This window comes from Leptolyngbya sp. DQ-M1 (assembly GCF_039962505.1).
Taxonomy (GTDB): Bacteria; Cyanobacteriota; Cyanobacteriia; order Leptolyngbyales; family Leptolyngbyaceae; genus Leptolyngbya.
This window is the reverse complement of record NZ_JAMPLJ010000002.1, coordinates 211,331-225,802: the sequence shown is the minus strand read 5'-3', so window position 1 is coordinate 225,802 and position 14,472 is coordinate 211,331. Positions and strand designations below refer to the sequence as shown.

The following is a 14,472-nucleotide window of genomic DNA, read 5'->3' as shown; positions in this document are numbered from 1 at the left end:
AATGTTCAGAATCGTTAAAACTCCAAATTGTGGTAGCTCAAAGAAAAGTTAAGGCAACCAGGGATATTTGCGAAAGTCGGGCTTGCGCTTTTCGAGAAAGGCTTGTTTACCCTCTGAGCCTTCTTCGGTCATGTAATAAAGCATGGTGGCATTTCCTGCGAGTTCTTGGAGTCCAGCCTGTCCATCGCAGTCTGCATTCAGCGCTGCTTTAAGACAACGAATTGCGATCGGGCTTTTTTCCAGAATTTCCTGCGCCCACTGAATGCCTTCTGCTTCGAGTTGATCCACTGGAACAACTGTGTTCACCAATCCCATCTCTAAAGCTTCTTGAGCATTGTACTGGCGGCAAAGATACCAAATCTCCCGCGCCTTCTTTTGTCCAACAATTCGCGCCATGTAGCTTGCCCCGAAGCCACCATCAAAGCTACCCACTTTCGGACCTGTTTGTCCAAAAATGGCGTTATCCGCCGCGATCGTTAAATCACACAGTAAATGCAACACATGACCGCCCCCGATCGCGTATCCCGCAACCAGCGCAATGATCGCTTTGGGCATCGATCGGATCAATCGTTGCAAATCCAGCACATTCAATCGCGGGACACCTGCTTCATCAACATAGCCTGCATGACCCCGAACACTTTGATCCCCGCCGGAGCAGAAGGCGTATTTCCCATCGGTGTGAGGTCCTGCACCTGTAAAGAGAATGACTCCGATGCGGCTATCTTCGCGGGCGTTGGCGAAAGCGTCATACAGTTCAACAATGGTTTTTGGGCGAAAGGCATTTCGCTTGTGGGGGCGGTTGATGGTTATTTTGGCGATGCCGTCGGCTTTGTGATAAAGGATATCTTCGTAAGTTTTTACGCTATGCCATTCAATCGTCATAGTTCTATTGAGTCCGCGAATGTTCTGAAGTTGGTTTTGCGCCAGTTGGCATCATGATGGCGATCGGTTCTCAGTTCAAGTACCCGAATGCCATGATCGGGAAGCGATTGAATGCGATCGCGCAATTGCTCCCAATGTTCGATGATTTCATGTTTTATGTCGTATGTTTGACAAAGTTTGGAGAAATCAATGTTCTGTGGGGTGGCAAAGAATTCTTCAAACGGGGGATCGAAGGGCGCGATCGGTAACATTCCAAAAATGCCGCCACCATTGTTGTTGATCAAAACAATAGTTAGATGTCCTTTGAAGTGCGATCGGATTAAAAATCCATTGGTGTCATGCAATAGCGCTAAATCTCCTGTAAGCATGACTGCTTGCTGATGATGCGCGATTCCTAAAGCGGTTGAAAGGGTTCCATCAATGCCATTCGCGCCTCGATTAAAGAACGGCTGAGTCTGCGAGTTTCCAGGTTTCCAGAAGAACTCCACATCGCGCACAGGCATACTGCTTGCAATGAATAGCGGCGTTTCAGCCGGAAGAGATTGTGACAATATCCAAGCCGCTTTGCCCTCAAATAAAGCGGTTTCTTTTGCCAGGAACTGATCGATCGTTCCTCGCATTTTCGATTCTGCACTAAGCCAATCGTGCAGAAAATCCGATGGCTCAATGCTTGGAAGTGATTCGAGGGATTCGATCGAGCATTGCAAATGAATGGTTTTGCCGTGAAGCGGATCGAGACTACAATCGCTCGGATCAATCACGATTTGCGTCGGTTGAATTGCATTAAGCCAGAGCCGTAATTCTTTGCTAGTTGGCATTTCTCCGATTCGGATCACAACTTCAGGCGCAAGATTTTTAGCCAGAGTTTTGTTTCTCAGAATCGTGTCGTAAGTTGAAATTAGATACGGATTGAGGCTGGCATAGTTTCGCACCGGTGAGAGTGCTTCCGCCAGAACAGGCATTGAGAGCGATTTAGCGAGATGAGCGATCGCTTCACAATATTGGTTGGGTGACTCTGGTTGAGCGACTCCAGCAATGATAATTCCGCGTTGGCTGGCAGGGTTGATTTGCCCCCTAAATCCCCCATGAATGGGGGACTTTGATTTTGCCGACACTTCAGGAGCAATGTGATCGAAGAAATCATTAGGAAAATTAATCGACATTCCCGGTTGCTCGATCGGGGCTAAAGGTTCGCGAAACGGTAAATTGAGATGAACAACTCCGGAGATCGGATATTGAGTTTGCTGCATTGCATTGAGCATTGTTTGACGCAAATATCGCAGCATTGATAATTCTGTTGAAGGAATTGCAATCTCTGTGTAGAAATTGACGTAGGAACCGAATAGTTTTTGCTGATCGATCGCTTGTCCTGCGTTGCAATTTCTCAATTCCGGCGGGCGGTCTGCGGTCAGAATTAACAATGGCACTCGACTTTCTCGCGCTTCAACCACTGCGGGATAAAAATTCGCGCCTGCTGATCCGGAGGTGCAGACTAAAACCACAGGATTATGAGTTCTTCGAGCAATTCCAAGTGCGAAAAAAGAAGCCGATCGCTCATCTAAGATTGGAATCGCTTCGATTTGAGGATGACGAGCAAATGCAACCGTGAGGGGAGTCGATCGCGATCCTGGACAAATAATTGCAGTTTTTAAGCCTGATCGGGCTAAAGTTTCGACTAAAACCGAAGCCCAAAGCGTATTCACATTCCGAAAATCTAAATTCATTGCCGATTAATAAAAGCTTGATGTTCTGGCGAACGAATTCCTGCCTGAACAGTTTCTAATACTGTGATCATATCTCCACATAACAAGGCATCGACGCTGAGCCACAGACCGGGAAACACTTGCGATCGAATAATCCCTGTTTCATCTGGCAGCATCAATCGATATTCACCTTCAACCAATTGAAACCAGTCCACACGCTTCTCGTAGGATTGCCAGATGATATATTCCTGGACTCCATTCCGGCGATAAACCCGTTTTTTGCTTCCACTATCGATCGCTGCACTACTGGCTGCAACCTCAACAATTAATTCTGGTGCACCTTCTAAATATCCATCTGCGCTAATCGTCACTCGCCCCCCTGCTTCTCGTTCAAGAAACATCACTAAATCAGGTTGAGGCTCATTGTCCAGATCAAGCCGCAATGTTGGGCTATTGCCTAGCCGAACTTTAGGAGTAAATGTTTTATAGATTCCTGCCCAACCGCCAAGATTGCTGTGCGGTTCAGCATGAGATTCAAAGCGTAAAGGAGAGGTTACGTAAACAATTCCTTCTATCAGTTCAGCTTTTTTGATATCAGAGGCAGCATAGCGACGCTCGAACTCTGCGCGAGTTAAGTGATCGCCATTCTCAAGCGGCGGAATTTGACTTACAGGAGTGTTCATACAAGGGCATTCAGCAGAGCTTTGAGTTTGAGTTGAACTTCAGCGAATTCCTTCTCTGGATCTGATCCTGACACAATTCCCGCGCCTGCGAACAATCGCGCCCGATTCCCCTGCAAAATACAAGAGCGAATTCCGACTGCAAATTCACCGTTCCCTTGAGCATCGATCCAACCGATCGGAGCCGCATACCACGATCGCTCAAATGCCTCAAACGATCGCAGATGTTCACAGGCAATTAGTTTCGGCGCACCTGCAACGGCGGGTGTCGGATGAAGTTCTGCGACTGCATCAAGCAGATGCACATCAGATTTAATCGCAGCCCGAATTGGGGTTTGTAAATGCTGAATGTTGGGGAGTTGCAGCAATCGCGGCGGTGAAAATTGCGGTGTGAGATTTAGATTTCTGAGGTGTTGAGCGATCGAATCAATCACAACTTGATGTTCACGCTTTTCCTTCTGACTGTTGAGTAATGCTGCTGCCAGTCGAGCATCTTCAGCGCGAGTTTTACCCCGTGGAGCGGAACCCGCCAAAGCTTCAGTGAGTAAACGATCGTGCTGAATCTTAACTAACCGCTCTGGACTTGCACCGATAAAGGCTGCATTTTTTCCGTTACTTGCCGAGAAAATATAGCAGTTGGGATAGCGCGATCGTAAGTTACTCAGCGATCCAACTAAATCAAACGGTAATGGCGAGATGACATCCAAAGCATCGGCTAAAACAATTTTGTTAAATCGCTCTTGCTGAATCAGTTTTAACGCTGCGGCAACAGATTTTTGATAGTGCCCAGGATGCGAAACGGATTGCCGTTTGAAAAAAGGTTTCGGTGTATCAATCGCCAAGCGAATCACATTATGTTTAATCGATCGAATTCTCTGAATGGTTTGAAACGTTTGCTCTACGGTTGTTTCTAAGTCGGAAGTCTCTAAAATTTTTAGATTTGCTGTGATCGTCGATCGATCCTGAGCGCGTGAGATTTGCCATCCAGGAAGAAAGACATTCGCTGCTGGAAACAATGGATCGGCTGTTTGCTCGAAAAAAGAGAAGTTACAAAAAAAATGCGCTCCAGCAAATTCGGTATCGAGCGCTCCAATTTGATGAGTTTGATCTAACGTCGCTTGGATGAATCTTTTAACTTGGGTGAATCGATCTCCTCCTTCAGCCTGAAATTCTAAAACCGGATCAAATGCTAAAACTGCTTCTGTGTTCTCAAAATAAAAATGCTTTTGATCCGGCTTGACCAATGTTTCCAGAACTGCAAGCAGATCAATCTCTTCAACACTCAAAGAAATGCTGGCAATGCAAGAATTAACCGTTTGAGAGATAGATTGTTTACACCTGAGAAGAAACTGATAGAGACCTTGAGGATCAAGCTGTGACTGAAGCTGATACTGGATCGCAGGCATAACAATTGTCCTAAACGTCGGCAACCATTAAGCCGATCTTAAAGCACTTAGGGATTCATCCTTTGTAATTTGTAATGAAGTGAAGCATTTCCGTCGTGTTTATTACGGATTGTGAAGCAATTCGGGGATTATTGCCCGATCGCGCACCACTTTCAGCCGAAACGTATCGGGTGGCACGAAAGTAATTCCTCGCCGCGCTGGATGCACTGAGCGAGCGAGCGTCGTTTCAAAGTCGTACCAAGAGAGCACCGTTGCCAGCACCAGCTTCATCTCAAACATTGACAGCGCCATTCCCACACAACTGCGACTCCCACCCCCAAACGGCAAATACTCATACGCCGAGAACTTCTGATTGATGAAGCGATCGGGATTAAATTGATCGGCGTGTTCGTAGGTTTTCTCGCGCCGATGCGCCAGATAAATACACGGAATCAGAATCGTTCCCGGCTCGTAGGTATAACCTTCAATCTCGATCGTTCGTTTCACCTTACGCGGCTGTGAGATCAGCGCGATCGGATAAACCCGTAGCGCTTCCTTACAAACTGCGGTGAGATAAGGCGCTTGTGAAAGTGCGACCGGATCAGGATTTTCGCCCAAGCTTTCTAATTCTTGACGCAAGCGATCGAGCGATTCTTGATTCCGATGCAACCAATAAAACGCCCACGTTAAACCCGATGCCGTGGTTTCATGTCCCAAGAGCAACAGAGTCATCAACTGATCGCGCAATTCCTGATCGCTCATCGATTCGCCCTGTTCATCTCGCGCCATCATCAGCACGGAGAGAATATCGGTACGATTTTGCAGCGATTGCGATCGGCGATCGACAATCTCCGCATAGATCAACTCATCAATCTGCGCCATTTGCTCTAAAAACTGTCCCCAAGGACTCCAGCGCCCCAAATTCTGCTGAAGCATCGGGAAAAAGAATTGCGTCGAATAGAGCGGCGATGTGATGGCTTCTAACAATTGCGCGAGGAGCTGCTTCAAACGCTCGTAGCGCACTCCGGGCACTAACCCAAACACAACTTGAAGAATCACTTGCAGCGAGATCTCCGACATTTCAGAGCGAATGGAGATCGTCTCTCCCACGCTCCACTCGATCATGCGTTTCTGCGTCAACTGACAAATCAAGTGTCCCTGACTGTGCAGTTGCTCCCGATGCAATGCAGGCATCAATAACTGTCTCTGTCGCTGATGCCGCGCACCTTCCTGCATAATCAGCGACTCATTGCCCACCAACGGTCGAAAAACGTGCGTGACCTTACCAAACTCAAACGCATCTGCCAGTGTCGTAAATACTGCTTGAATCGCATCAGGATTGCTAAGAAAGACCACAGGCGGGGAGTTCAGCCCCAAAACTCGCGTGGTAAAAGTATCCCCATATCGAGCTGACGCACGATCGAAAAACGCGATCGGATCAGCGACAAGCGACAGAGTTTGAACAAGAGCAGGAGAACGCAATCCGGGCGGCAACGTCATCAGATTACTGGTAATACACGCTGTCTCTAGTTTAGAGAATTTAGATCAGCTCTATGTGAGAAGTTTCAAATTCTTCAAACGGTCTACACTCGCTTAAGTCAGCCCCTATACACTCAAAACCCCCCATTCATGGGGGATTTAGGGAGCTGCAACCTACTGAAACGAAGCGAAACTTTCCGCGCAAGCTCGATCGCTCTACTCCGGTTTCACCTGCGGCAATCCCATACTATAGTTCAAAACCCGACTCTCTAGGTTGTAAGAAATCTCACCCTTCTGAAGCAGCGCTCGCACCAAATGCTCCAAATCCGACCCGATTCGTCGCAGGTTGTAGTCTGTCAGTGCTTGACCACTGTAAGACTCAACCAACTCATCAAACTTGCTATACACCTTTTGCAGCGCATCTTGGTTCCAGACCAATTCATTATCTGGATCAACATCCAGCGTCAGAACCTTATCACTTTCGATCAACTCATTATTTTGTACTTCTGCCGAGAAAATATGAATGTGGCGAGTCGTAGATTTGAGTAACATAAACTGACCTGGATTCCGTAGCTTACTTTTGAAATTGTAATTGTACTCGGTCGCCAAATTTCTCGATCGCGCCCAATTTACCCATCAATCCTTTCCCATCTCTAAGATTGATTTTCTCATGTCTAAAGTCCTCAAACTCCTTTTTATCCGTCACGCCCAGTCGATCGGCAATATCCAAAAACGAATGCAAGGTCACGGCGATTACGAATTATCTCCCCTTGGTCGCCAACAGTGCGAAAAACTCGCGAAACACCTGCGCGCTGAGTCTTGGCGACCTTCCCACGTTTACTCTAGCCCCCTCAAACGCGCTGCCCAAACGACTGAAATTCTGCTGTCTTATTTTCAAGAACCGCATCTACCTGCTGCAGTGAGCGATTTGATCGATTCCGATTTAGAAAGCCCGATCGAAGATGAACCCACCCCACGAAAAATCCCGCTTGAATATGCCGAAGAATTAAAAGAATTTCAGAACGGAATTTTTCAAGGATTAACCTGGGCAGAAGCGCAATCTCGCTATCCCGATCTTTGCCGAAAATTAGAAACTTCTCCCGATTGGATTCCGATCCCCGAAGCCGAAACCCTACATGATGCTCGCGATCGTGCCCATCGATTTATCGCTCGAATTATGCAGCGCCACCGCGACGGAGACCAAGTTTGGATTGTGAGTCACAGTTGGATTTTGCAACATTTAATCGCTCAATTACTCGGAAGCGATAGATCCTGGAGATTACGCGCCCACAATACTGCCCTGTTTGAATTCTGGGTCGATCGATCGCGTTGGGAACTGCAAAATCAAAATCGTTTTAATACCGATCTGTGGCAGATTCGTAGATTTAATGATTCTCGGCATTTACATTAAAAATTCTGAGGTCAATTTCTCGTAAAAAAGCAAATTTTTGCTAAGGAATCCGCCTTTTCTGACAGTTAAACTTGCTCTGAAATGCAAAACAAGCGATATATTAACGTAGTAAATTCCAAGTCAGGGTTTCTCGTTAACTACTCATCTCATGATTGTGAATGCGGTCAATGATATCTACAAGCAAGCCCATCAAGGCAGCGTCGCCGCGATCATTCAAATTCTGAATGATAAATTGGCAGACTCTGGCGTGAGAACTCGCGCTATCTTTGCCAATGGAGTGCTACAACTTTTATGCGAGGCAGCCACCTCCGACCAGCTCGATCGCGCAGCGCTCACTGAGCGCGTCCGCAAAATTCTCGAATCGATTTCACCCCGCCATATTCGACGAGTAAACATTAACAGCCGAATTGTCCGAGAACAGCAACTGCTCTGGTTTGAAGAAATCAACCGCGATCCCGATGGACAATTACTCTGGTCGCAAGAGATCCTTCTAAAGCGACCAAATTTCATTCGGGGAATGCTGCAAGATCTACGAGAAGCCTTCAGCGATCGCGATGACTTACCAAGGACGCTTTCACCCCAAGCCGTGCGCGAGAAACGCCAATTCACCAAAGGCATCTTCGGCGGTATCGTGATCAGCGCAGGCATTTTGCTCACAGGTTGGGGAGTTTATGCTTGGAGCCAAGGTAAGTTCTTTGCCACCCCGCGGATGCAGCCGCAAGTCTCACCCAAGCCGCCCCAGTGGACTGCAAACGTGAAGCAGGATGGTGACTCCTTTGCAACAGCGGTGCGAGTTGCAGAACAAGCCGCAAACAGCGCGAAAGAGGCAAAAACTCCGGTTCAATGGCAACAGGTCGCAGAAATGTGGGGAGGAGCATCCCGGCTGATGTCTCAAGTGCCCGATAATCATCCGCGTGCAGATGTGGCGCGAAATCGCGCAGACCTCTACCGTAAGAATCAACAGATTGCGTTAAAGAACGTGAAGTAGAGCCACGCTCGCTGCGCTATTAATCAATGCTTCTACCGCGAACAGTCTGCGATCGACGCGGAACCGCAACGGGAGCAAGCTCGATTTGACGTTCTTGAATCCGATGGCTCTCAAAGTGCTTTTGCCAAAGTGCCGGAGCATCTAAGGTTTCCCCGCCGTGCTTGGTTAAACGCTGGCGAACTTTACATAACACAGGCGTATTCACACAAGCTCCAGAAATAATAATCTGTCCCTTGGTCAAGGCGGGTAATTCTTTGAGTAAATCTCTTCCCGCTGCTTCTACACCATATTTCAAGCTTTCTTGATCGACCGGATTCACAATTCGCATCAAAAACTGGCTCATGCACTGGGATAGCACATCCGCATCCAGTTTTCCGGGGCGCTGTGTAATCAATCCCATGCCTACCCCAAACTTCCGCCCTTCGCTCAAAATCGTTCGTAGCACTGATTTACAGCGAGACGGTTCATGGGCAGGCGCAAAACGATGCGCTTCTTCAATCAGGATAAACACGGGATAAGGTAAGAAATTTTCATCTTGAGGTGAAATTAGCTCTTTCTCGGTACTCATTCGAGCGTGATTTACTTGCCGCAGCACGGCTGCACAAATGACCTGTTGTTCTTCTTGGCTAATCTCGTTCATTTGAAGAACTGTGATTTGTCCCGGTTCAAATAGCTCCTTTGGGCTAACCGTATGCTCTAGCGTATGAAAGTAGCTCGATCGCTCAATCTTCTCTAATTTCCACTCCAGCGCGGGAGCCGACGATCCGGTTTTCTCGTTGCCGTCGTCATCCACTTGAACATCCGCCTCTCGCACGGCGGCAATCAAGTCCTGAATCCCCCAGCGATAGTCGCCGCGCTTGTGACGTTGCAAAATCCGAAATGCTTTACTCAGCATCGCTTGTTGTCGATCGCTCATTTCCGGCAGCAGCGCCAAAATATCGTAATAATCGAGCGAAGAGATGCGGATTCTCACCTCCTCTGGAGTCATGACTTTGACTTTTGGCGAGTATCCATCTGCCGCCTCAAACGCAGGATGTCCCCGCATTTCTGCTAGGGTTCCGTACTCTCCGTGAGGATCAAAAATCAAAACCGCAGCGCGATTGTGCGGTAACAGCAGCTCTTCGATTAAAACGCCTGCTGTATAAGACTTTCCTGATCCTGTTCCTGCCAGAATTGCCATATGGGTACTGACAAGCTCTTTCACATCAAGCGCGATCGGCACTGCCCCCATTTCCCGCAGCAGCAGCGACCCAATATGCGCTGATCCCACCGTTTGCGGTTGCCGACGATTGAGAATTTGCTGCAACATGGCATCGTCTGCCAACACCACTTTTGCACCGGGGTCAGGACTTTTTCGCGGATTCATAAAGCCAAGCGATGGATCGAAATATCCGATCACATCCACGCTCACTTCATAAATCTCTGGGTTGTCGTAGGTAAATCCGACCAAAGCCGCGATCGCCTCTGGGCTAATCTCGGTATCCGCAAAAATGCGGTCGGGCAAATGGTCGATCAGCCGGCGATCGGAGATTTTCCCCAAGATCTTACGGACTGCTCCCGCCTCGCGAACTTCGTAATAGACATATTCACCGATTCGGACATGGCGATTATCAGAAGTGATGAAAACGTACTGGTTGCCGTTCTCACCGGGTCCCTTGACTGTACCTACAACGCTCATCGGGTTTGAAGCAGGCTTAAGGCTCATAGTTGGGAAGAAAGTCAGTGCGAATTTCGTTCAAGTGTACTATTAAAATGAGAAGATCAATCGTAAATCCACAATTCATCAGGTACAATACCTCCCGCACTTCATCTATGCTTGATTTCGTCACGTATAGAGTTTTGAGAACTTAACAATTTAGAGGGAGCAATCAGGGGAATTTACGGATACTGTTAAAGTCTTCAGATTGTAATCTGAAAGCAATGGTGCAATAAAGCAGTAAGCGAATTGCGACAGGGGTAAGCAATGACCATCTCCCTTTTCAATGCAGGGCAACACGGTTTCCCTTACTAAGCAACGGTAACTTAGTGAAGGAACCTTCTCTAACGTGACGCAAGCAGGCATGTGACAAGATGCAAGCAAAAGTTTCGCGATCGGAAACAGTAAAATCGCAGGAAATTGTGGGGCAGGTCATGGATGTTGTCAACACTACAAGAAGAGATGAGATGATTCGGATTGATTCGGATCGGCTTGCCTCAGCGTCTACCCATTCTCTCGAAACTGTGTCGCATTCTCATGCCTTTCAATCGGCTCTCGCCACAGTGGAAGCCACGATCGGACGAAAGCTAGTTCAGGCGCTCAGTCGTGCGACTCAGCCCGATGCCGTTTTATCTGAAGTAGCGGCGCTGTTAGGTGAAGCTTATGGCGCACAAGCTTGCTTGATTTCAATTCAGTCTGAATCTTTGGATCGATCGCTCATGGCTTGGTTTGCCCACTCGCAGTTCACAGCCAGCCAGCAGAAAGAGATTGTGTCAAACTCCGTAATCCTTGAATCTGCGACTCTAGAACGCGCAGGATTATTGATCTCCGACTTGACCCTGAGCGAAATTGATTACGCTGCAAGAGCGTTGCCAATTCGATCGGTAGTTAGTCTGCCGACTCGGTTTCAAGGGCGGATCAATGGTGTTGTGAGCTTGATGTGGACTCAGGCGCATCAGTGGAGCGATCTTGAGATTGACACCTTAGCTCAGATTACTGACCAGGTTGCGATCGCGATTTCACAAATTCTGCTGCAACAAAAAGTTGCAAAACAAGCGCAATATCAAGCGCTGCTCCGCCGAGTGACAATGGCAATTCAGAATTCTTTGGATCTGCCACAAGTTCAGCAATTAGCGCTGGAAGGATTAGCCGAATCGCTTGAAATCGATCGAGCGTTTGTGCTGAGGGCGAAGTTTTGGGACCCGCGGCAGAGTCTGCGATCGAACAGCAATCGAGTGCCGAAAATGCGCGTCATGATCGACAGCGAGTGGCGGCAGCCCCTGGACTTAGAGACCGAGACACCGTTGAGCCAGTCGTTTTGGGTGAACGATTGCGGTGTTTGCCAAGCCGCACTTCGCAGTACAGCAAAATCATTTGTGTTTAGAGATGGTGCAGCATTTTCGATCGCGACGGAAGAAGCGGCGGGGGTTGCCGCAATTTTCGATCCCACGAAAATGCCTGCACTGTTGCTTGTACCCTTAGAAAGCAAAAATCGCTTGCTTGGATTTATTGCCGTCCAGCAGAGTCGATCGCGCAATTGGCTCCCGGAAGAGATTGAGCTGGTTGAACTCTTGAGCGCTCAAATTAGTGCAGCAATCATTCAGACCGAAACCCTACGTCAGGTAGAATCGCTGGTTGAAGAGCGAACGGCGCAGCTTCAGCAAAGTTTAGAGCTACAAGCGCGACTGTACGAAATCACCCGCAGACAAATCGAGAAGCTACGAGAAATGAATCAGCGGATGGACGAGTTCATCAGCACGCTCAGCCACGAGCTAAGGACACCCTTAACGAGCATGATGCTGGCGATTCGGATGTTGCGGCAGGCGACGCTGACTCCTGAGCGACGTGATCAGTATCTCAATATTCTGGAGCAGCAGTGTGCTCAAGAAACTAGCTTGATCAACGATCTACTGGCGCTACAGGAACTAGAAACTAAACAGGTTGCCTTTCAGCTTCAGCGGGTCGAATTACCACACGCGATCGAGGAGTTGTCGCAGTCGTTTAATCAACGCTGGGCAGCAAAAGGATTGACGCTGGATGTGAAATTACCTGCTCGATCGCCTGTTTTTCATACGGATTTAGCCAGTTTTCAGCGAATTTTGCTGGAATTACTGACGAATGCAGGCAAATACGCCGAGCCGAATAGCACAGTTGGGCTAGAGGTGACGCTGGAGCCGGGTCAGCAAATTAAGCTCTCTCTATCAAATACGGGTTCGCCCATTTCCGAGGAAGAACTACCGCACATCTTTGATAAATTTCGTCGGTGTCAGGGGATGACTCAAAACGCCGTGCCTGGAACTGGATTGGGACTAGCGCTGGTTAAAAGTCTAGTACAGCATCTCAATGGCACGATCGAGGCAATTAGCGTGGCGGCTCCAGACTCCCAATCTTACGAAACCTGCTTTACGATCATGCTGCCGCAGAATTTAGAAATTGCTGGAGCGTAGATTTTCTTCGCGTTCCTGTCTAGAATCTGGAAAAGCGGGCAGGATTGCTTTTCTGCTTGTGCGGGCACTATGGGTATAATGGGTTGAAGTTATGTTACAAACTGCTGTCCCTCCCAAATCCCTACGCTGGCAACGGCAACTTTCTTCTCCACTGGCGCGACAAGTGGATATTTCCGTGTCGGCTGCAAAGTTGACGTTTTACCTGTGGTGGGATCGGCAGATTGCCAAGCAGTCCGCGCATCACCGCAATCGCCGCGCTCAGTGGCTGGTGGGGACGCTGTTAGATTTAGGACCCACCTTCATCAAAATTGGGCAGTCGCTCTCAACACGGGCAGACTTGCTGCCGTTGGAGTATGTCAAGGCATTGGGACAGCTTCAAGATCGAGTGCCTGAATTTGACTCAAACCAGGCGATCTCGATTATCGAATCCGAACTCGGTTATCCGTTGCACCTGCTGTATCAGGAGTTCGATCGCGCTCCGATCGCGGCTGCTAGTTTAGGACAAGTGCATCGGGCGCGACTGCATACCGGTGAAGAAGTCGTTGTTAAGGTACAGCGACCGGGCTTAGATCAGCTATTCGCGATGGACTTTCAGATTGTCGGGCGACTGATTCGCTGGATCGATCGCATCTCGCCCAGTGCGCGACACTATGACGTTCAGGCGATTCATGCAGAGTTTTCAGAAATTCTCGGTCGGGAAATCGACTACATTCAGGAGGCGATGAACGCTGATCGCTTTCGGCATAATTTTGCGAATCACGATCGCATTGTCGTTCCAAGGATTTATCCGAAGTACACGACTCGTCGCGTGTTAACGATGGAATATGTGCCGGGAATTAAGGTGAACGACCGTCAAGGGTTGCTTGCTGTTGGGCTTGATCCACGCGAGATTAACCATTTGGGCATTTGTGCCTACTTAAAACAATTGCTGCAAGATGGCTTTTTCCAAGCCGATCCGCATCCTGGCAATATGGCAGTGAGCCACGACGGCAAGCTGATCTTTTACGATTTCGGCATGATGGCGGAAGTGCAGCCGATTAATCGTAACCAGATGGTACAGACCTTTTTTGCCGTCTTGAAGAAAGATACGGATCAGGTGGTGAGTACCCTAGTCGATATGGGCTTGGTTGAGCCGATGGCAGATATGACCCCGGTGAAGCGGATTGTGAATGTGCTGGTCGAGCGCTTCGCGGATAAGCCCGTTGAAATGCAAGCCTTCAAGAGCTTACGCAATGAGCTTTACGCCGTGTTTGAGCAGCAGCCCTTCCGACTGCCTGCAAGAATGACTTTTATTATCAAGGCGTTGACTACGTTGGATGGGGTGGCGCGGGATCTTGATCCGCAATATAACTTGTTGTCTGCGGCAAAGCCGTTTGTGAAGAGTTTAGCGACGCTTCCAGCGCGGCAGGGGAGTGGGGTCGGTGAGTTAGCGCGGCAAGCGAAGAGTTTTCTAGCGTATCAATTGACTAAACCGAATCCAACTCAGAGCGCGATCGAGCGGATCGAAACCCGGCTTCAAGAAGGGGAATTCCGCGTTCAGGTCGATTCTCTGAAGCATGATCGCGCCTTGAAAACGCTTAATCTTTCGGTGAGAGCACTGCTCTATGCGTGTATTTCAGGATTTGCGGGATTGACTGGAGCCATTTTACTGATTGGTCAGATCAGCGGCGGCGCGGTTTTTGCGTTTGCAATCGCGGCAGTGACGGGAGTGTTTTTGCTCCGATCGCTGATTCGGTTGATGTTGCGCGATCGCGTCGATCGAATGCTGGATTAGAGGTGAAGCTCTCTTAATGCCGAGAGT

The 14,472-nt window shown here is 48.6% G+C and carries 11 protein-coding genes; 4 read left to right on the top strand and 7 right to left on the bottom strand.

Annotated features, from left to right (window positions below):
- Positions 1-48: 48 nt before the first annotated feature.
- From menB to NC981_RS06985, 6 genes are all read right to left on the bottom strand, one after another.
- Positions 49-882: a 1,4-dihydroxy-2-naphthoyl-CoA synthase gene (menB, locus tag NC981_RS07010; RefSeq protein WP_348242210.1), complete on the bottom strand. Its 834-nt coding sequence runs from the start codon at positions 880-882 to the stop codon at positions 49-51.
- Positions 879-2,606, bottom strand: a complete 1,728-nt coding sequence (menD, locus tag NC981_RS07005; protein WP_348242209.1) for a 2-succinyl-5-enolpyruvyl-6-hydroxy-3-cyclohexene-1-carboxylic-acid synthase — start codon at positions 2,604-2,606, stop codon at positions 879-881. Before menD ends, menB begins: the two co-directional genes overlap by 4 nt.
- Entirely contained in the window at positions 2,603-3,268 is a 666-nt protein-coding gene (locus NC981_RS07000) for a Uma2 family endonuclease (protein ID WP_348242208.1), read from the bottom strand. The genes menD and NC981_RS07000 overlap by 4 nt, the downstream gene beginning before the upstream one ends.
- Positions 3,265-4,671, bottom strand: coding sequence for an isochorismate synthase (locus tag NC981_RS06995; protein WP_348242207.1), 1,407 nt, complete (start codon positions 4,669-4,671; stop codon positions 3,265-3,267). The genes NC981_RS07000 and NC981_RS06995 overlap by 4 nt, the downstream gene beginning before the upstream one ends.
- Positions 4,672-4,773: 102 nt before the next feature.
- Positions 4,774-6,150 (bottom strand): cytochrome P450, encoded by a 1,377-nt coding sequence (locus tag NC981_RS06990; protein ID WP_348242206.1) that lies wholly within the window; start codon positions 6,148-6,150, stop codon positions 4,774-4,776.
- Positions 6,151-6,345: 195 nt separating this feature from the next.
- Positions 6,346-6,681: an NAD(P)H-quinone oxidoreductase subunit M gene (locus NC981_RS06985; protein WP_348242205.1), complete on the bottom strand. Its 336-nt coding sequence runs from the start codon at positions 6,679-6,681 to the stop codon at positions 6,346-6,348.
- A 118-nt stretch (positions 6,682-6,799) separates the two neighbouring features.
- On the opposite strand from NC981_RS06985, the gene NC981_RS06980 reads away from it, so the two are divergent.
- Together NC981_RS06980 and NC981_RS06975 are read left to right on the top strand one after the other, a co-directional pair.
- On the top strand, positions 6,800-7,540 hold the full coding sequence (locus NC981_RS06980; RefSeq protein WP_348242204.1) for a histidine phosphatase family protein: 741 nt from the start codon (positions 6,800-6,802) through the stop codon (positions 7,538-7,540).
- A 148-nt stretch (positions 7,541-7,688) separates the two neighbouring features.
- Positions 7,689-8,528, top strand: coding sequence for a hypothetical protein (locus NC981_RS06975; protein WP_348242203.1), 840 nt, complete (start codon positions 7,689-7,691; stop codon positions 8,526-8,528).
- A gap of 19 nt (positions 8,529-8,547) precedes the next feature.
- Here NC981_RS06975 and NC981_RS06970 read toward each other — a convergent pair whose 3' ends face one another.
- Positions 8,548-10,233: a DUF87 domain-containing protein gene (locus NC981_RS06970; RefSeq protein ID WP_348242202.1), complete on the bottom strand. Its 1,686-nt coding sequence runs from the start codon at positions 10,231-10,233 to the stop codon at positions 8,548-8,550.
- Positions 10,234-10,598: 365 nt separating this feature from the next.
- On the opposite strand from NC981_RS06970, the gene NC981_RS06965 reads away from it, so the two are divergent.
- Together NC981_RS06965 and NC981_RS06960 are read left to right on the top strand one after the other, a co-directional pair.
- Complete coding sequence (locus NC981_RS06965; RefSeq protein ID WP_348242201.1) at positions 10,599-12,671, top strand: GAF domain-containing protein; 2,073 nt, start codon at positions 10,599-10,601, stop codon at positions 12,669-12,671.
- Positions 12,672-12,762: 91 nt separating this feature from the next.
- On the top strand, positions 12,763-14,445 hold the full coding sequence (locus tag NC981_RS06960; protein WP_348242200.1) for an AarF/ABC1/UbiB kinase family protein: 1,683 nt from the start codon (positions 12,763-12,765) through the stop codon (positions 14,443-14,445).
- Positions 14,446-14,472: the final 27 nt, after the last annotated feature.

What these genes read in the sequence shown, in the direction of transcription:
- NC981_RS06980 (WP_348242204.1), top strand. Translation starts at nt 6,800, where the DNA reads ATGTCTAAAGTCCTCAAACTCCTTTTTATCCGTCACGCCCAGTCGATC.
- NC981_RS06990 (WP_348242206.1), bottom strand. Translation starts at nt 6,150, where the DNA reads ATGACGTTGCCGCCCGGATTGCGTTCTCCTGCTCTTGTTCAAACTCTG.
- NC981_RS06975 (WP_348242203.1), top strand. Translation starts at nt 7,689, where the DNA reads ATGATTGTGAATGCGGTCAATGATATCTACAAGCAAGCCCATCAAGGC.
- NC981_RS06960 (WP_348242200.1), top strand. Translation starts at nt 12,763, where the DNA reads ATGTTACAAACTGCTGTCCCTCCCAAATCCCTACGCTGGCAACGGCAA.
- menB (WP_348242210.1), bottom strand. Translation starts at nt 882, where the DNA reads ATGACGATTGAATGGCATAGCGTAAAAACTTACGAAGATATCCTTTAT.
- menD (WP_348242209.1), bottom strand. Translation starts at nt 2,606, where the DNA reads ATGAATTTAGATTTTCGGAATGTGAATACGCTTTGGGCTTCGGTTTTA.
- NC981_RS06995 (WP_348242207.1), bottom strand. Translation starts at nt 4,671, where the DNA reads ATGCCTGCGATCCAGTATCAGCTTCAGTCACAGCTTGATCCTCAAGGT.
- NC981_RS06965 (WP_348242201.1), top strand. Translation starts at nt 10,599, where the DNA reads ATGCAAGCAAAAGTTTCGCGATCGGAAACAGTAAAATCGCAGGAAATT.
- NC981_RS07000 (WP_348242208.1), bottom strand. Translation starts at nt 3,268, where the DNA reads ATGAACACTCCTGTAAGTCAAATTCCGCCGCTTGAGAATGGCGATCAC.
- NC981_RS06970 (WP_348242202.1), bottom strand. Translation starts at nt 10,233, where the DNA reads ATGAGCCTTAAGCCTGCTTCAAACCCGATGAGCGTTGTAGGTACAGTC.
- NC981_RS06985 (WP_348242205.1), bottom strand. Translation starts at nt 6,681, where the DNA reads ATGTTACTCAAATCTACGACTCGCCACATTCATATTTTCTCGGCAGAA.